20 protein-coding genes are annotated in these 15,633 nt (G+C 67.0%); 9 read left to right on the top strand and 11 right to left on the bottom strand.

The window, feature by feature from the left end; genetic code table 11:
• Positions 1 to 137: 137 nt before the first annotated feature.
• Together AC507J_RS11475 and AC507J_RS11470 are read right to left on the bottom strand one after the other, a co-directional pair.
• The gene (locus tag AC507J_RS11475) at positions 138 to 1,232 is read right to left on the bottom strand and encodes a helix-turn-helix domain-containing protein (protein ID WP_496289092.1); all 1,095 of its coding nucleotides are present in this window, start codon (positions 1,230 to 1,232) and stop codon (positions 138 to 140) included.
• A gap of 47 nt (positions 1,233 to 1,279) precedes the next feature.
• Complete coding sequence (locus tag AC507J_RS11470) at positions 1,280 to 1,438, bottom strand: hypothetical protein (RefSeq protein WP_496289091.1); 159 nt, start codon at positions 1,436 to 1,438, stop codon at positions 1,280 to 1,282.
• Positions 1,439 to 1,613: 175 nt separating this feature from the next.
• On the opposite strand from AC507J_RS11470, the gene AC507J_RS11465 reads away from it, so the two are divergent.
• Positions 1,614 to 2,462 (top strand): helix-turn-helix domain-containing protein, encoded by an 849-nt coding sequence (locus tag AC507J_RS11465; RefSeq protein ID WP_496289090.1) that lies wholly within the window; start codon positions 1,614 to 1,616, stop codon positions 2,460 to 2,462.
• Positions 2,452 to 2,640 carry a DUF397 domain-containing protein gene (locus AC507J_RS11460; RefSeq protein WP_496289089.1) on the top strand — a complete coding sequence of 63 codons (189 nt, stop codon included), beginning with the start codon at positions 2,452 to 2,454 and terminating at the stop codon, positions 2,638 to 2,640. The genes AC507J_RS11465 and AC507J_RS11460 overlap by 11 nt, the downstream gene beginning before the upstream one ends.
• Positions 2,641 to 3,117: 477 nt before the next feature.
• Here AC507J_RS11460 and AC507J_RS11455 read toward each other — a convergent pair whose 3' ends face one another.
• From AC507J_RS11455 to AC507J_RS11445, 3 genes are all read right to left on the bottom strand, one after another.
• The gene (locus AC507J_RS11455; RefSeq protein WP_496289088.1) at positions 3,118 to 3,267 is read right to left on the bottom strand and encodes a hypothetical protein; all 150 of its coding nucleotides are present in this window, start codon (positions 3,265 to 3,267) and stop codon (positions 3,118 to 3,120) included.
• Between the two features lie 5 nt (positions 3,268 to 3,272).
• Complete coding sequence (locus AC507J_RS11450) at positions 3,273 to 3,476, bottom strand: hypothetical protein (RefSeq protein WP_496289087.1); 204 nt, start codon at positions 3,474 to 3,476, stop codon at positions 3,273 to 3,275.
• Positions 3,477 to 3,779: 303 nt separating this feature from the next.
• Complete coding sequence (locus AC507J_RS11445) at positions 3,780 to 5,135, bottom strand: IS4 family transposase (RefSeq protein ID WP_496289086.1); 1,356 nt, start codon at positions 5,133 to 5,135, stop codon at positions 3,780 to 3,782.
• A gap of 240 nt (positions 5,136 to 5,375) precedes the next feature.
• Between AC507J_RS11445 and AC507J_RS11440 the strand changes: the two genes are divergently transcribed.
• Positions 5,376 to 5,834 (top strand): Atu4866 domain-containing protein, encoded by a 459-nt coding sequence (locus AC507J_RS11440; RefSeq protein WP_496289085.1) that lies wholly within the window; start codon positions 5,376 to 5,378, stop codon positions 5,832 to 5,834.
• A 62-nt stretch (positions 5,835 to 5,896) separates the two neighbouring features.
• On the top strand, positions 5,897 to 6,367 hold the full coding sequence (locus AC507J_RS11435) for a nuclear transport factor 2 family protein (protein WP_223256367.1): 471 nt from the start codon (positions 5,897 to 5,899) through the stop codon (positions 6,365 to 6,367).
• On the opposite strand, the gene AC507J_RS11430 is transcribed toward AC507J_RS11435, so the two are convergent.
• Complete coding sequence (locus AC507J_RS11430; RefSeq protein ID WP_496289084.1) at positions 6,342 to 6,800, bottom strand: MmyB family transcriptional regulator; 459 nt, start codon at positions 6,798 to 6,800, stop codon at positions 6,342 to 6,344. The two genes, AC507J_RS11435 and AC507J_RS11430, sit on opposite strands and share 26 nt — an antisense overlap.
• A gap of 284 nt (positions 6,801 to 7,084) precedes the next feature.
• On the opposite strand from AC507J_RS11430, the gene AC507J_RS11425 reads away from it, so the two are divergent.
• From AC507J_RS11425 to AC507J_RS11410, 4 genes are all read left to right on the top strand, one after another.
• On the top strand, positions 7,085 to 7,546 hold the full coding sequence (locus AC507J_RS11425) for a hypothetical protein (RefSeq protein WP_496289083.1): 462 nt from the start codon (positions 7,085 to 7,087) through the stop codon (positions 7,544 to 7,546).
• A 166-nt stretch (positions 7,547 to 7,712) separates the two neighbouring features.
• Positions 7,713 to 8,567: a hypothetical protein gene (locus AC507J_RS11420; RefSeq protein ID WP_496289082.1), complete on the top strand. Its 855-nt coding sequence runs from the start codon at positions 7,713 to 7,715 to the stop codon at positions 8,565 to 8,567.
• Between the two features lie 90 nt (positions 8,568 to 8,657).
• Positions 8,658 to 9,017, top strand: coding sequence for a hypothetical protein (locus AC507J_RS11415; protein WP_496289081.1), 360 nt, complete (start codon positions 8,658 to 8,660; stop codon positions 9,015 to 9,017).
• 8 nt (positions 9,018 to 9,025) lie between these two features.
• Positions 9,026 to 9,748, top strand: a complete 723-nt coding sequence (locus AC507J_RS11410; protein ID WP_496289080.1) for a hypothetical protein — start codon at positions 9,026 to 9,028, stop codon at positions 9,746 to 9,748.
• Between the two features lie 166 nt (positions 9,749 to 9,914).
• Here AC507J_RS11410 and AC507J_RS11405 read toward each other — a convergent pair whose 3' ends face one another.
• From AC507J_RS11405 to AC507J_RS11390, 4 genes are all read right to left on the bottom strand, one after another.
• The gene (locus AC507J_RS11405) at positions 9,915 to 10,388 is read right to left on the bottom strand and encodes an SRPBCC family protein (protein WP_496289079.1); all 474 of its coding nucleotides are present in this window, start codon (positions 10,386 to 10,388) and stop codon (positions 9,915 to 9,917) included.
• Positions 10,385 to 10,708, bottom strand: coding sequence for an ArsR/SmtB family transcription factor (locus AC507J_RS11400; RefSeq protein ID WP_496289078.1), 324 nt, complete (start codon positions 10,706 to 10,708; stop codon positions 10,385 to 10,387). The genes AC507J_RS11405 and AC507J_RS11400 overlap by 4 nt, the downstream gene beginning before the upstream one ends.
• Before the next feature lie 1,346 nt (positions 10,709 to 12,054).
• The gene (locus AC507J_RS11395; RefSeq protein ID WP_496289077.1) at positions 12,055 to 12,420 is read right to left on the bottom strand and encodes a UPF0158 family protein; all 366 of its coding nucleotides are present in this window, start codon (positions 12,418 to 12,420) and stop codon (positions 12,055 to 12,057) included.
• Between the two features lie 379 nt (positions 12,421 to 12,799).
• Positions 12,800 to 13,846: an alpha/beta fold hydrolase gene (locus tag AC507J_RS11390; protein WP_496289076.1), complete on the bottom strand. Its 1,047-nt coding sequence runs from the start codon at positions 13,844 to 13,846 to the stop codon at positions 12,800 to 12,802.
• Here AC507J_RS11390 and AC507J_RS11385 point away from each other — a divergent pair.
• Positions 13,802 to 14,782, top strand: a complete 981-nt coding sequence (locus AC507J_RS11385; RefSeq protein ID WP_496289075.1) for a helix-turn-helix transcriptional regulator — start codon at positions 13,802 to 13,804, stop codon at positions 14,780 to 14,782. The two genes, AC507J_RS11390 and AC507J_RS11385, sit on opposite strands and share 45 nt — an antisense overlap.
• A gap of 394 nt (positions 14,783 to 15,176) precedes the next feature.
• Here AC507J_RS11385 and AC507J_RS11380 read toward each other — a convergent pair whose 3' ends face one another.
• Positions 15,177 to 15,557 carry a VOC family protein gene (locus AC507J_RS11380; RefSeq protein ID WP_496289074.1) on the bottom strand — a complete coding sequence of 127 codons (381 nt, stop codon included), beginning with the start codon at positions 15,555 to 15,557 and terminating at the stop codon, positions 15,177 to 15,179.
• Positions 15,558 to 15,633 lie beyond the last annotated feature (76 nt).

Genomic DNA, 15,633 nt, shown 5'->3' with positions numbered 1-15,633 from the left:
CCGATGTTCCGGTGTGGGGTAACAACCACCTCTGGCATGTATCAAAGTCGGCCACAGCGACTCTTTTTCGGATCGGGTGTCGTACGAGGTCATCCGGTCTGGTGGCCGGGTTCGCGGTAATGGGCGACTGCTCGCCGTCATCGGGTGAGGCCGAGGATGGTGGCCAGTCGCGCGACGTCGGCCGCTGCCGGTCCGCGTTGGATGACCTCGGCGAGGAGGGTACGGGCGACCGGCCGGTTGCGGACTTCGGCGGGCGCGATCCGGTCGGCGTCGAGGAGCGCCTGCCCGGCCTGGGCCGGGTCGCCGGTGTCGAGGTACGCACGAGCGGCGTCGATGAGGTGGGCGCCGCGATGCTCGGGCGGCAGCCGCCGCCAGCCGTGGCTGCGGATGGCGTGTTCGTGGCGGTGAAGGGCTTCGGCGGTGTCGCCGAGGCAGTGGGCGGCGAGGAATCGGGCCGATTCGACGGCGCCCGACCCGAACCCGGTGTGCTGCGGGTCGGTGTCGTTGGCCCGTCGATCGGCCAGGCTGGCGGCGTAGTCGAGGAGGTCGTGGGTGTTGCGGCGGTCGCCGTAGCTGGCGGTGGCGAGTGCGGCCTGGAGGTAGAGGGTTGCGCGTACGTTGTCGTCGTCTGCGGTATCGGCGGCGGTGATCGCGGCGGTGAGGGCGAGGTGGTGGTGGCCGAGGGCGCGTAGGGCTTGGGTGATGCCGATGGTGGCGGCGGCGGTGAGGGTGAGGCCTTCGGCGGCGGCGGTGACGGCCCGGTCGGCGGCGAGCCAGGCGAGCTCGGCGTGGTCGAGTTTGATCAGCACCCCGGCGGTGATTCGGTACGTGGACACCAGCAGGCTCCGCATCCCGCGTGTGGTGTCGAGCAGGCCAGGTAGCGCGGCCAGGAGTTGCGGGTAGCGGGCGTACTGGTAGCTCATCCAGGCGTGGCCGACCTGCCGGCTGGCCTGCTGGGCGGTGGCGGTGCGCAGTGGTCGTTGCTGGTAGGAGGCGAGGGCGGCGCGGATCGCGTCGACGCCTTCCACGCTCGGTGTCGCCGCTGTTGGTCGGCGTGGGCCGAGGAGGACTTCGGGGTCGAGGCGCAGCACGTCGGCGATCTCCCGGATCACCGAGTAGCGGTCGAGCCGACGTACCCCTCGCTCCACCTTATCGACCCAGCTCTTCGACTTGCCGAGCCGATCGGCGAAGGCCTGCTGGCTCATGCCCCGGTTGACGCGCAGCTCAGCCACCCGTCGTCCGAGGGGTACGGAGTTGTGGTCGCGGCGGTGAAGATGGTTCATCGGTTGCCCGCCGCTGGCGGCATGGTGTGGGTGTATGTCCCGCAGCGCGGACACCACCGCGACTTCACCTTGAACGCTAACAGCCCGGCCACGAAGCCCAGCAGCACCCCACTGAGCACCATCATCACCAACTCGACAAGCACGAGTCCTCTCACCTCCAAGCGAGATCGCGAAGCCGGGGCGGCACCGTACACCCCTGACCACATCCGTTGCGTACCGTAACCAGGCTGGCGCATCACATGATGCAAGGCAAGCATCAATCCATGATCAATGGAAATCTGCATGTGAGTCGATGCAGACGACTAGTCGGGATTGGTGCAGAATCACTACATGCCTCGATTTACGCCAGCGACGCCACGATCCCGTCGACTCGGCCGGGAGCTGCGCAAGCTCCGCGAAGCCAAGGGACTGACCGGCGAGGAGACCGCGAAGCTCGTCCGCTGCTCGACATCCCGGATCAGCCGGCTCGAGTCCGGCGAGATCAAGCTCCGGCCCGGTGACGTCATGGAACTACTTGTCACCTACGGCATCCGGATCGACGAAGAGCCCGGCACGTCGCTGTTGGAGCTGGCCCGTGACCTGCGCGAAGAGGGCTGGTGGCAGCGCATCGGCGGCAAGTACGCCACATACATCGCCTACGAGACCGAAGCCGTCGAACTCAAGAACTTCGAGCCGATGCTCGTGCCCGGTCTACTCCAAACCGAGCGGTACGCCCGCGAGGTCAACATCATCGGCCGCGAGACCGACCCGGAAACCGTCGACCAGCGCGTCGGCGCCCGAATGACCCGCCAAGAGGTGCTGCACCGGCAGCCGACCCCGCTGCGGCTGCACGCCATCCTCTCCGAGGCATCCCTGCGAACCGAGGTCGGCGGCCCGGAGGTGCTGAGCGAGCAGCTTCACCACCTGGTCAAGGTGAGTCAACTGCCCAACATCACGATCCAGGTGCTCCGCTTCGAAGCCGGCGCGCACCTCGCGGTCGGCGGTGGCTTCGCCCTGCTCAGCTTCGAGCAGGACGAACCACCACTCGGCTACATCGAGACGTTGGCCGGTGAGCTCTTCCTCGAATCCAGCCACGACCTGGCGCGGCTGTCGGCGGCGTACGACAATCTGAGGATGCTGGCGAGGTCGCCGGCCGAGTCGATCAAGTTCATCAAGGAGCTGAGCGAGTATGGAGCGTAACGTCTGGCGTACGTCGAGCCGTTCCGGCAACAACGGCCAGTGCGTCGAGGTCCGCGATCGAGGCAGTGAGATCGACGTACGCGACTCCAAGGCACCCGCCGCCGGAACCCTGAGCTTCGACCCCGTCTCCTGGAGCGCCTTCGTCAGCGGCATCAGAACGCACGTCAGCCGCCCCTGAGCTTCGCCACGCACGCGCGAAAAGCTGTAGCACGGTGGTCAGGATGGTGTCGGGACCGAAGCGCCGGTTGACTGCCAGAGCGAAGGCAGCCCCGGTAATCCGACAGCCGCTCGACATACCGTGCTGGCCGATATCGCTTACCAGAGCGTCGACAGCATCCTAGTCAGTCCAGGCTAGATCCCGGATCAGGTCGCTGAGCGGCTGTGAGGTTCCACCCTGGTTGCAGGCGCGCGGATCGCGGCTAGATCCGTGCCCGGCCGGAGGGTGGCCGCCGGCAGCGTATGTGGGCCCTGTCGAGCTGAACCGTCGGTGCTATCGCCCAGGGCCACAGTCGGCGGCGCTCATGGACCGTGACCCGTTTGCGCTATCAGGTCGGCAGCCTCCACACACCCACCCGGGGCCCGCCCTGGCGCGGGCTGAGCGTCGCGCTGGCCAGGCCACGCGGAGTACGCACATCGGCAGAGCCGTGAAGGCTGGCTACGTCCCGGAGGCCATGTACGCGGCGAGGATGTAGTTGGGGTGTCGGTCGAGGTTCTTGCGGGCGCGGTCGTAGCGCATGGTGGTGCGGGGGCCGGCGTGGCGGGCGGCGATCTGCACGTCGCGGAGGCTGACGCCGGCGTCGAGCATGGTGGTCACAGCAGGCCCAAGAGCGCGACCAGGGCGAAGTCGTTCGGGTTCGAGGACTTCCGGGCTGTGGTGATCAGGGCTTCGAACTGCAGGTGACCCAGTCCGAGGGTCGGCGACTCGGCAGGCACCGTGGGTCGACGGACGTAGTCGGCTGGCGAGTGCACCAGGATCGCGTCGATGACGCAGACCCGATAGAACCCAACCGCCACCGACAACCTTCACTTAGAAGCCGACTCGGGCCAACATCCTGTCCCACCGCCGACCAAGATCGGTAGCTCGGCGCATCGGCCGATACCTGGCTCATGGCGGCCAGCGACTTCATCGACTTCTCAACCGACCCAGAGCAGTTCTCGCTAGCGAACTACTTGGCTCGGGCGGTCCTGCTCAGCGGCCACTTCGAGTCTAGGCACGCTCGCCTGCAGCCGTGTTGTCGGCGGCGCCCCACCTGCGGCAGATGAGTGACATCGGAGTACTAGCTGCAACGCCATTCAGTTAGGGCGATGGCTGGTTGGTCAAGGTTCGTTGGTGATGACGTCGATGCTGGTGGTGGCCTTGTAGGTGCGGCGGTCGATGTTCGGTCCGCGGGCCTGGTACTTGGAGTTCGAGCGTTTGATCATGCGGGTCTTGGTGCGGATGCGGCGGTCGGGTAGCAGGTTGGCCAGGACGCGTTCGCCGATGACGCCGACCAGGTCGATGGTGGTGTCGGCGATGACACCAGCGGCGTGGACGACTTGGTCGCGGGCTGCGTTGAGGGCGGTGGTGAAACTGGCTCGGTCCGGGTCGAGGCCGGGCCGGCTGTCAGTGGCGTCGACCATCGCGGTCCGCAGCACCTGGTAGACGATCAGCAGGGCATGGATTTCCTGGTCGACGCCGTCGGGGGTGCGGGCACGCAGGACCCGGCCGCCGAGGATGGTGGACTTGAGTTCCAGGTAGGCGGTCTCGATTTCCCATCGCTGGTGGTAGAGGGCGACGAGGTCGGCGGCGGGGTAGCGGTGCGGGTCGAGCAGGGTGGTGATGAGCCGGTAGTCGCCGGTGTGGCTGCCGTTGGTGGCGGTGATGCTGATCCGGGCCTCGATCACGCGGACGTGTTGGCCGCCGATGACCGACAGCCAGGACCCGTCGCGGTAGCGGCGGATCAGTGGGAGTCTGCGGCCGGTCTTGCAACGGATCAGCAGGTCCGCTCCGGTGGCGGTGAATGTGGTGATCAGGTCGGCGGCGGCGTAGTTGCGGTCGGCCAGGAGCAGCATCCCGGCGCGTACGCTGCGGGCGAGTCGCGCGGCTTGGACGGTCTCGCCGGTGGTGCTCGGGTCGAACACAGCGTCGATGACCGTACGGGTGCCGCAGGTCAACAGGGCGCTCAGCCGCAGTGTCGGGTAGCCGGAGCCGCCGTTGTTGCACCGGTGTTTGACGTAGCGGCGCAGGTTGGCCGGCGAGTCCGCGACAGCGAGCATGGTGCCGTCGATGACGACCGGCAGCAGGCCCCGCCACCACACCGCGGCGACAGCGCTGGTGGCCGCCGGCCCTCGGAGCAGGTCGAACAAGGCCCGCAGTGGTGCGCAGCCGAGTCGTTGCCGGGCCTGGCGCAACGCACTGCCGCTGGGATCGGCGACTGGTAGCCCGCGCAGACCGGCGACGAGTTTCGCCCACACCTGCCGATAGCCGCAATCGGCGAACAGGCAGCCCGCCAGCAGCAGGTACACCACCACCCGGGCCGGCAACAGACGGACCCGCCGCTGCGTACGCCGGGTCGCGGCGAGGACGTCATCGACCATCTCGAACGGCACGAGGCGGGTCAACTCACCGAGATGACCCGCAGCGAACGGCCCGGCAGCTACCGTGACCGTCCGTGTTATGGCAATCTGATCCACCGAGCGGGGTTCCTGGTTCGGGTTGTCTTGGAGTGACAAACCTTGATACCGGAACCCCGCCTCTCATTCCTTGATCAACACACCCCTTGACCAGCCCCGCCCACGCCTAACTGAACGGCGTTGGTACTAGCTGGCCGTCGGTCCGGCTGAGTCTGGACGCGCGGTGAGCATGCTGGGTGACCTGTTCCTGGGTGTCCTGGGACCAGGCTGTCGACGGATGGGATGCCTACCGTGGTCGACATGGCGAATTCGAGACTGGGGGCTCTGTTCAGCGTGACCTGCGGTGTCCTGTTGCTCGTGGGTTGCTCCGCCGAGGCGGGCAGCGGTGGTGCCGCTGCCGACGACGCGGCGCCGCACGGCGGTCCGGCGTCCGCGCCTTCGGCCACAGCCGCACCGACTGCGACGCCACCGGTGGGGGCCGGCGACGCGTCGCCGCATCCGTACGTCGGGATGTGGGTGACGGCCGACGGGCACATCCGGCAGATGTTGCTGCCCAACGGCCGCTACGACGAGGCCCGAGGTGAGCGGGAGAGCGCCTACACGGGTTCCTACCAGGTCGTCGGGACCCGGATCGAGTACGTCGACGACACCGGTTTCAGCGCGGACGGCACCTTCGACGGGGACGTGCTGCACCACGCGGGATACGTCTTCTACCGCGAGGGTAGCGACGCGCATCGGCAAGCGAGGGAGGAACGATGATGAAGGACAGTGCCACGCAGCACAGCCGGCGGCTGCTCCTGACCGCAGGGATTGTCGGTGGAGTGACGGCCCTGGCCGGGGCCGGCGCGGCCTCAGCGGCCCCGGCTGAGCGGGCCGGCGGGCGCGGCCCCGGGAAACCGGGCGAGGAGGGCCGCAACAGGGCGACGGTGTTGCGTGCCTTCGCGCGACAGAACGCGGGCGGCGACATCTACGAGATTCTCCACGACGACGTCCAGTGGACCATCGTCAACGGTCGCACCTACACCTCCAAAGCCGAGTTCCTGGCGGAGGGTTCGGCACCGATCCTGGACCGGCTGGCGTCGATCCTCAAGATGACGATCAGGGACATGTGGACCGAGGGTGACACCGTAATCATCCGGTTCGAGGGTGACGCGACGGCCACCGACGGCGTCGACTACCACAACGAGTACTGCTGGATCTGGCAGATGCGCGGCGGCAAGGTGGTGCGTTGCCGCGCCTTCCTGGACATGATCGCGGTGCGAGAACTCATCGAGCGCGTCGAATTGCCCTGAATCTACGTACGACCCAGGTCAGCGGAGCCAGCGACTGACGTCCAGGGTGCGCCCAACAGCCGCAGCGCCTCGGCGCTGCGGCTGTGCGGCTCCGTCCGTACACGATCAACTGCTGGCCGGGCGCGTCCCATACGTCGAACGCCTGGTACGACAGCGCCACCTCGCCCACCGCGCCGTGCCGGAACGTCTTCGCCTCGTGCGTCTTGCCCTGCACGTCGTGCCGCCCCCCTAACCGCACGGAACTCCGACTCTTCGTGCCCACCTGTTCGGCCAGGTCCCGCGCCCGCCGGTCGCGCGGGTCGTGGCCGAGGGCCAGGCGCAGGTTCGCCATGCACGCCTCGGCGGCGCGACGGCTGTCGGCGAAGAGCGTCGTACCGGCCGGGTCGAGGTCATCCGGATCAGGTTGTCCTCCTGTATTGCTGTTCTTCGCCACGGTCGTGATCCTCTGTTTCATACCAAGCCCGGCAGCCGGTAGCTGAGTCGGCCGCCGGAAGCAAACGCTGGCGCGTAAACCTGCGCGGTCCTGGAGCGCAGGACCTCGGGCCTGACCGGAGCCGGCCGTTCGGCAGTTTCAGATGTCGCTGGCGTGGCCGCCCGTTCGCCGACCGTGACGCCCGGAACGCGGCATGTGCGGATGTTCGACGGCTTGGTCGATTGATCGGCGAAATCCGGAGGATGGAGTTCGTAGGGCTTGCCCGGCTTTGCCATCCTCTACTCGTGAAGTCGAACCTGGAAAGGATTCCAGGCGACCGGGACTGGGTTGCCCAGGCAATCCTGGCACGGGCACCACAGCGAGTCGATCGCAGCTTCCTCGACTCCCTTGACCCCGCCGCGTCGCTCGCCCTCGGACGCTACGGCACCCGCCTCGCCACGCTCGCGATGAGGGAGGAGTCCGTCGATTTGGTACGCCGTTCCTTGGTTGCGACCGCGCTCGCCCGGTGCCTGCGACCCGATGATGACCGAGACGTGATGGTGGGCCTGGCGTTGCCGTGGATAGTGGCACAGCAGCTAGGAGCATCTCCGGCGACGGTGTTCGCGAGAGTTGCGGATTGTCTTCCAGAGGGCCCGATCTCCAAGCTGTTGAGAGATTTCGGCGCCCGGAATGATATTACTTTGGCCGCCTTTGGTTGGGAGCCGGTGACTAGCGCCGACGGACCAGACTTTCGCCCGGTGTACTAGTCGCATGTCCCCTTGGCGCCCCTGGCATCGGCACGACCGCAGGCCGATCGTCGCCGCGCGTCCGTCATGCACCGTGACGCTCGGATTGCGGCAGATGAGGATGCCGCCCGCGTCAGGCATCGGGCTGGTGCGGTAACGACGGCTGACTATCCGGCATCCTGACGAGATGCCGCATCTGGAGCCGTTCCTGAGGTTCGCACACGAGCGCCGCGATGGGTTGCACTGCTACGTGGCCCGTGCCGACGAGGCGGATATGCCTGGCCCAATGTGGCCGGGGCTGTGGGAGCAGGACTATTCAGACGATGCGGATCTGAATCCGTGGTGTCGCTATGCGATCAACAACGGCGACGGTGAGGCCCTAGCGGTGTGGCGGGCGCTGACCTGGGAGCTGACCGCGGGCCGGAGCCGGTTCGCCATTCCCGCCTACTACCGTGACGAGGCAGCTCAGCTGCGGAGTGTGAGCCGTGAGGCGGTGCGGCTGGTCCGCTGGGAGTACGAGGTCGACGTCGAGCAGTCCGAGTGGCTCAGCGCGGACGTCGGGTTCGTCCCGGCCCGTGCCTGCGTTCCGCTGCGGCCGGCGCCGGGCCTGTGGCAACGAGAACACGCCGGCTTCGCCGGCCTGTTCACCTTGGCCAGCTTCCGGCACCTCACCGACCTTGCCCTGGCCGTGGCCGGCGACGCTACCTCGGAGATTACGCTGTTCGCCCTCCACGATCCGGGCCGGACCCGCCTGCTGGCCTCGACGCTGAATCAGGCGCACCGTCCTGACCTGGCCGAGATTCTGCAGCCCGGTGACATCTTCGTCGACCTGTCCGTGGTCCACGATCTTGGTGCCGGCGCTGCCAGCTATCTCACCGTCAAGACACCCGAAGCCACCGACAAGGTCGAACATCTGGCAGAGCACTTCAGTGAGGCATTTCGCCGTTACGCGAACGCGGCGAGCCAAATCCGTACCTTCGACGAGTTCCACAGCGCGATCGATGATCTGCTCGCCCCACCCCGCAGCATCGGAACCATCTGACGGCGCCCCTCAACCGCACGCTGCCACGCTCACCCAGCGGCAGATCCGGATGTGGGCAACGGCGGCGAGGCGACCAGTAGGATCCCGAAAATGGCCGATCTTGCTGCGCGGTTCGCCCGGCTCGCTGGCGAGTACGACTCACGAAAGAGAGCGGCGACCGCGCTCGTTGGGCGCTGGGACTGGTACACCTGGCCGGGCCCTGATCTTCGTCCGTTGCACTTCGAACGGAACCTGCTCAAAGCTGGCCGCCGGCTGGACGCCAGACCAGCGACGGATCGGGATGTCCTGCGTATCGGGTTCGACGCTGAGGGCCGCGCGGTGGTGATCGAAGAGTACAGCGGCTTTCTGCACGGCCGCCTGTCCTACGAGACGTTCGTCGGTTGCCGCGGGGACCTGGTTGAGGCGGCGCGTTTCGATTCGGACGGGGCCTGCACGAGTACCGGTTCGTAGCTGGGTTGATGCGCTCGGCCGACACGGTCGGGCGGCGCGGCTCGGGGCGGGAGTCGTACGCATACAGCGATGGGCGGATCAGCCGTGTCGAGATCGAGCACGACGGCCGGGTGCCTTCGGTGCTGACGGCGGAGCACGACGACCGCGGCCTGGTCCGCGTCGTCGAGGTGGTGGGCCGTCGGTCCGAGGTGCGCTATGAGCGGCCGCCGGCCGGATTCGACCTCGAAGCGGCGTGCCGGAGCATCGAGGACGCAATGCTCACGCTGATCCCGGAAGCCATAGCGCGCCTGCCGGTCGACGGCCCCGCCGCCTGCGTCGCGCTGAGCTACCACCGATCGGACGCGCTGACCTTCGAGGTGCATGTGGCCACTGAGGACGAGCGCGCCGCCCTCGCGGCGGTCGACGCCCAGGCAGCATGGTCGCCGGCCGACTTCGAGACCAGCACCGACATCGACCTCGACGACACAGGATCGGTACGGCTGGTACGACAGGAACTCGCACTGCTTGACGCCGACGACATCGATGCCGCCGCAGGATCCGAGGCAGGCCGACGACTGTTATGCGCAGTAGCGGCTCGGCTCAACCTCCGCGACTGGACCGAAACGCTGCCAGTCACCGACGACTTCGTGGTGTACCCGGTCGACCTTGAGTTGGTCGACCTGGAGCGGAACCTGTCCGACTGCCTGCCAGCGGACCGGCTCGCCCGGCTACGCGAACGCAGCCTGCTCTGACTGCCGCAGGCCCGACCACCGCACCCGCACATCAAGCAGATGAGTGCGTCGTGGTCGTCGCGGTGACGGTGCGATGCGGGCAACCGGCAACTGGCCGGCCATCACCACACGCATCGACCCAGCTCAACGCATGCGCATCGTAAAGGAGATCAGGCGTGCGCCTCGGTCACATCAGGTACGTTCGATAACGTTCGATCTTGACGTCGTCGGGACCGGAGTGGCTGGCGGCTGGTTCGCCTGCGAGCAGTGCCAGCAGGTCCTCGAAACAGGTGTCCCAACCAGCCGCGGTGCGCGGCATCCATTCTGGGTTGAGGACCGTGTTGCTCAAGCGGAGGATGCTGCCGTCTCCATCGGGTTCGATGGTCCAACGCAAGCGTTCTCCTGACCACTCATAGGCAAGCGCGTGCGGCGGATCGAACTCGATCAAGTGAGAGACTTCCGGTTCTCCGCCTTCGAAGAGAAAGGTGATGCGACCGCCTTCGCGCGGTTCGAGCTCGACCCGACATGGATACCACTGACTCAGTTCCTCTGAACGGGTGACTGCTTCCCAGACTCGCGCGACCGGGTGAGGCAGGCGCCGTTTCAGCAGCAGCACCGGCCCTTCGGGATGGCTGCGGTCGACGGTGACTTCGGTGCTCATCGGTTCTCCTTGGTGGGGTTCTCATCGAGGTGCCGCGCGAGCGCGTCGAGCGCGTCGGTCCACTTGCGCCGGTACGGGGCGAGCCAGTCCTCCAGCGGGGCGAGCGCTCGGGGATCGACTCGATACCGGCGGGCTTTGCCCTCCGGAACCTCGTAGACGAAGCTGCCCTGACGCAGGACGCGCAGGTGCTTGGAGACGTTGGACTGGGTGAGGCCGGTCGCATCAACGAGTTCCCCCACGAGCATCCCGTCACGTTTGAACAGCTCATCGAGGATGCGGCGTCGCGACGGCTCGGCTACCACGGTGAACACGTCGACCATGCCAGTAATATGACCACATAGTCATATGACTGTCAAGGCACAGACACGGCTTGGCCGTCATCTCCTCGTCACGCGCACCGACATCGTCACCGCACCGCCTCGCCGCCCTTCGACGGTCAGGTGAGTGGACGACGAGCGAAGGGAACTGCAACAGCGGAACGTGGTTGATCGACGCCTGATCGTAGAAGCCGCCTTCGCGCTCGGTTGGCAACGTGGGGGATGCTCTGACCGCTTCGGCCAGGTCATCCCCCACGTTTTGTGGGCACCATCGTTATCGTGAGCTGCGTGGGTTGCGGCCTCGGGTTGCTCGGAGCCGGCTGTCGTCGTGGAGGTAGGACGATCCGCACCATCAATCGGGCAGGTCGTTGAGTGACCAACACAGGTTTCCGGAGAAGATCTCGTGGAACGGACCAGGGAAGGTGTGCTCGGGCGGCGGCAAACCAGGCGAACTCCACGGGGTGGCGACGGTCGTCAGGCAGCGCCGCAACGACATCGGCAGCCTGCAGCCCAGTTGCCCCTCTACCGCATCGACCTCGCCAGGCGAAGCCGGCGAATAGGCCACCAGCGGTCAGGTGACGAAGCCCTGCGCCGCGAGAGAATCCAGGACCTCCGAGAGCCGGCCGACTGCCTCCGTCGCGTTCACAAGCGAAGTGTGCCACTGTCACCGACTCCCGGCACCGGTCCCCGGACCAGCGCGCGACCTGCGGCAGAAAGTACTTCTCGGCGATCTGCGTGGTGGACCGATGCCGATCGTTGCTGTCGGCTAGCCTGTGGCGCCCGGCCAAGGATCGACGAGGCGCCCGGCGGCGATCGCGCGTCGGGACTGTGCGTTGTTGCGGTACTGCAGTGGGATCACCGACAACGGCAGACGCCGCCCGGTCAACCGAGAACGCGCTCGCACCGGTCGAACGAGACGGCGCGGGTCCGGGCCGGTCGCGATCCACTCCGCCAAGGAAGTTTCTACCTCGCCGAACGGATGCTCGATCACTACCGACCACCGACGAGCCTGGCATCAGGAGTTCTGTGATCATCTTCGGTGGGACATCGCCGCAGATACGCTGGTGCTGACCGGCTGCCGCGAGGCCTTCGAATTGGAAGCCGACCAGGTCCGCGCCCTGGCCGAGGAATGTCCGGCTCATCGTGCCCGCACCCCGGGCACGCATTGCTGCGCCGAGATCGGCATGGGCAGGACCCGCCGTCACCCTGACCGCCACCAGCCGTACGCTCGACTACACGCCGAATACTTTCAGTAACGCCCGGGTAGGGACAGCCGGGCGAACGACGGCAAGCACCATGCGGCAGGTGCGTGTGTTCGTCGTCTGGAACGTTGCAGCGTAGGCGCCAGCTCAGGGAAGGTCCGGATCCGGGTGCTCGGCCATGAAACGCTCGCCCGTTTCGTCGTCGATCAGCGAGTTGTCGACCAGCCATTCCACCGCCCGCCGCCGTGAGCGCACGTCGCGGAAGGCGTGCCACGCCGGCAGCAGGTGCGGATACTCCTCGTACAACTCGTTTTTGAACCGGCGGAAGGCACCCCGGCCCTGGATCGCTCGCGCGAGTCTGCGACCGACCGCCACGTCGCTGATCCTCTCAGCGAAGTCGGCCATGTCCTGGTACCAGACATAGGACGGCAGCGGATCGATGCCCACCAGGTCGAGGTCGTCAAGGTCAACCGGCGTATGCCCGTCGACGCCCCCGTCCGTCGTCCAGAACACGATCTCACCGGTTCGCGGATTGATCAGCCATCGGTGCTTCCACCAGCCATAGCGCGACCAGCGGCAATTGAGGATGTCGCTGATCGGTTCCTGGATTTACGCTCGGCGGGTGTCGCTCGTCCACGTGTTCGTCAATACAGGCTGGTTCGCGTCGGACAAACTTTATCGAGCCGACTGCGCCGCGCCGAGTTCAGGCATCGATGTAGTTCTCGATGTCGAGACTGCGGACTGCGTGAGCGCCTACCCCTGAGTCCCTGAGAGCACGGCGGCGCACCCTGGCGGGTTGGTGGCTGACGCCACCAACCCGCAGCGCAGGGGCATCACCAGTGACTAACCCGAGAACCCTCAGCGGACCGTGAACGCATCACCTGCAGTGGCGCTAAGCGGCATCCCGCTGGTCCAGCCACTTTAGAATCGCCTCGGTCGTTTCCTCTGGCTTCTCCTGCTGGATCCAATGACCGCAGTCCAGACTGACCACTTCCACATTCGGCACGAAGTCTGGCAGTCTTTCAGCCCTCGCGACCGTGTCGCGGTCGCCGTAGATCATGAGGGTGGGCTGTCGGATGATCGGGTCCACGTCCGCCAGCAGATGCCAGTTGCGGTCCAGGTTTCGGTACCAGTTGATTCCGCCCGTGAACCCTGTTGATTCGAAGGCGGAGACGAAGATGGCCAGTTCGCTGTCACTCATGACGGGCTCACCGAGTGGGGTTTCCGCTCTGGCGAGGTTGATCAACGCGTTGCCCGGCTGAGGCTCTGCGAGGGGTGCGTTCTTCCGGTACAGGTTCCGAAGGAATTGGAACGTGTTCTCCTCGAACACGGCGTCCGCGACGCCCGGCTGCCGGTTGAAGTGTACGAAGTAGAAATCGGCGCCGAGCACGGCCTCCATGAACTCGATCCAGGGCATCTCTCCGCGCTCCTGGTAGGGCAGGCTCAGCGCTACCACGCCGCTGACCCGGTTTGGGTGCAGCAGGGTCAGGCCCCAGACGACGAATGCGCCCCAGTCATGGCCGACGAAGGTGGCGTCCTCGTAGCCGTAGTGATCGAGAATGGCGACCAGGTCACCCGACAGGTGTGCGATGTCGTAGTCCGTCACTTCGGCGGGACGGGACGAGTTGCCGTAACCCCGCTGGTTCGGGACGATGACGTGGTAGCCCGCTGCGGCCAGGGCTGGCACCTGATAGCGCCAGGAGAAGGCGTGCTCCGGCCAGCCGTGACAGAGCACGATGGGGTTCCCTGCGTTCTGCCGGCCGGCTTCGAAGACTTCGAGTTCCACACCGTTGACCGGAATGCGGGTGGGCTCGGGAAAATCGGTTGTCATGCCGGCATCCTGCCGACCGATACCGGTCACCTCCTGACCGGTTTTTGTGGAAGTGTCGTCGGAGTGCGAGCCGACCGGTTGATGGCCATCCTCCTTCTGCTGCAACATCGCGAGCAGGTGACCGCAGCGGAGGTCGCCCGGGAGTTGGAGATCTCCGAGCGCACCGCCCGCCGTGACCTCGACGCCTTGGGTATGGCCGGCGTGCCGGTGTACTCCGTGCAGGGCCGAGGCGGCGGCTGGCGCCTCGTGGGCGGTGCCCGCACCGACCTGTCCGGGTTGACTGCGGGTGAGGCCCGCGCCCTTTTCCTGGTCGCAGGCCCGGTCTCGGCTGCGACGCCGGCCGTGAAAGCGGCGCTGCGCAAGCTCGTCCATGCCCTGCCGGAGCCCTTCCGGGTGCAGGCCGAGGCGGCAGCGTCGTCGCTCGTCAGGGACCCGCAGCGGTGGGGGGCGAGCAGGTTCGAGCCCCGACCGCCTCGCTTCCTCGACGCGCTCCAGGACGCGGTGATCCGCGGCGTCCAGGTCCGGCTCGGCTACGTCGACCGTGACGGCACCGGAACCGAGCGCACCGTGCACCCGCTGGGCATCGTCGCCAAGGGCCCATCGTGGTACCTCGTCGCCAACACCGAAGCCGGTCGGCGGACCTTCCGGATCGACCGCGTGTCGTCCGCCGACCCGACCGCCGACCCCGTGCACCGGCCCGACGACTTCGACCTTGCCGAAAGCTGGCGCGAGATCGCCGACGAGGTCGAACGCAAACGAACACCCCTCGAGGCCCGGGCGATGTGCGCGCCCCACGGGATAGGCGTGCTCCGGATGGGATTCGGCGCTCGACTCGAAGTGGGAGGTTCCACGACCGACGGCCGCATCGAGGTCGTGATCCGCGGCAACGACGAATACATACTCGCCGGCGAGCTCGCCGGACTGATCGAATACCTCGAGGTGACCGACCCTCCGGCGGTGCGAGACCACCTGGCCTCGATCGGCGACGCGCTCGTCGAGCGATACGGCTCGGACCGGCACCGACGTCGTACGGCACAACGATAACCGAGGTCATCAGGTTCCACAGCACCGATGAACTCCGACCGCACGCACGACACCACGACAAGATGAGCGCCACCTATGCAGCCCAGCTCTCCAGCCTCCGTAACGACGAGTGGTGACCGAGGATGCCGCTCGTCAACGACCCGGCAAGGAGCAGCAGCCGTGGCAGCACCCCCGAGCATGGGTCGACGCACGCTCATCGGCTATGAGCGGACGTCGTCGGCCCATGAGCCCGAGCCACGGGTACTGACGCTTTCGGCACGCCGAAGAGGTCACCGTTCAGGAAGCCCTGCACAGCGGTTCGATGGTGGAATTCGGGTGTCAGCTCGCGGCATTACCGACCCGTCACGACGGGCCCGGCGAGCCTGACCACTTCGGTGTGCACCGAGGGATCCGATCAACCGATCAGCCAGAGGCAGAACGGGTGGCCGTCCGGGTCGAGGCAGACCCGGACGTCCTCCTGTGGCTGGTGGTCGGCCAGGGTGGCGCCACAGGCCAGCGCGTGGTCGACGGCGGCGGACAGGTCCTCGACGCCGATCTCCAGGTGCATCGACATCTGCTGCCGGCCGGGCTCGGCCGGCCAGGTCGGCCGGACGTACGCCCGTTCCCGCTGGAAGGACAACCCCACCCCGCCGTCGGCGTTGCGCAGGATCACGTCGTCGGGCTGCTCGACCTCGATCTCCCAGCCGAGCAGCCGGCGGTAGAAGCGGGCCAGCGCGGCCGGGTCCGGGGTGTCCAGGTTGACCTGGGTCAGCTTCAGGCCGGTGGGCGGGGTCATCGCATCCTCCTGGTCGTGGCGGGCGCGCCGAACGTCAGTGGGGTGTGCCAGGCTGTCGGGCGTGGCACCGCAGACC

It is taken from the genome of Micromonospora sp. PRAS1 (assembly GCF_059553435.1).
Note: the sequence above shows the minus strand (reverse complement) of the source record. Positions and strands in the feature narration are given on the sequence as shown.

What these genes read in the sequence shown, in the direction of transcription:
- AC507J_RS11410 (WP_496289080.1), top strand. Translation starts at nt 9,026, where the DNA reads ATGCGCTCGGCCGACACGGTCGGGCGGCGCGGCTCGGGGCGGGAGTCG.
- AC507J_RS11460 (WP_496289089.1), top strand. Translation starts at nt 2,452, where the DNA reads ATGGAGCGTAACGTCTGGCGTACGTCGAGCCGTTCCGGCAACAACGGC.
- AC507J_RS11405 (WP_496289079.1), bottom strand. Translation starts at nt 10,388, where the DNA reads ATGAGCACCGAAGTCACCGTCGACCGCAGCCATCCCGAAGGGCCGGTG.
- AC507J_RS11440 (WP_496289085.1), top strand. Translation starts at nt 5,376, where the DNA reads ATGGCGAATTCGAGACTGGGGGCTCTGTTCAGCGTGACCTGCGGTGTC.
- AC507J_RS11380 (WP_496289074.1), bottom strand. Translation starts at nt 15,557, where the DNA reads ATGACCCCGCCCACCGGCCTGAAGCTGACCCAGGTCAACCTGGACACC.
- AC507J_RS11390 (WP_496289076.1), bottom strand. Translation starts at nt 13,846, where the DNA reads ATGTTGCAGCAGAAGGAGGATGGCCATCAACCGGTCGGCTCGCACTCC.
- AC507J_RS11415 (WP_496289081.1), top strand. Translation starts at nt 8,658, where the DNA reads ATGGCCGATCTTGCTGCGCGGTTCGCCCGGCTCGCTGGCGAGTACGAC.
- AC507J_RS11455 (WP_496289088.1), bottom strand. Translation starts at nt 3,267, where the DNA reads ATGCTCGACGCCGGCGTCAGCCTCCGCGACGTGCAGATCGCCGCCCGC.
- AC507J_RS11400 (WP_496289078.1), bottom strand. Translation starts at nt 10,708, where the DNA reads ATGGTCGACGTGTTCACCGTGGTAGCCGAGCCGTCGCGACGCCGCATC.
- AC507J_RS11420 (WP_496289082.1), top strand. Translation starts at nt 7,713, where the DNA reads ATGCCGCATCTGGAGCCGTTCCTGAGGTTCGCACACGAGCGCCGCGAT.
- AC507J_RS11465 (WP_496289090.1), top strand. Translation starts at nt 1,614, where the DNA reads ATGCCTCGATTTACGCCAGCGACGCCACGATCCCGTCGACTCGGCCGG.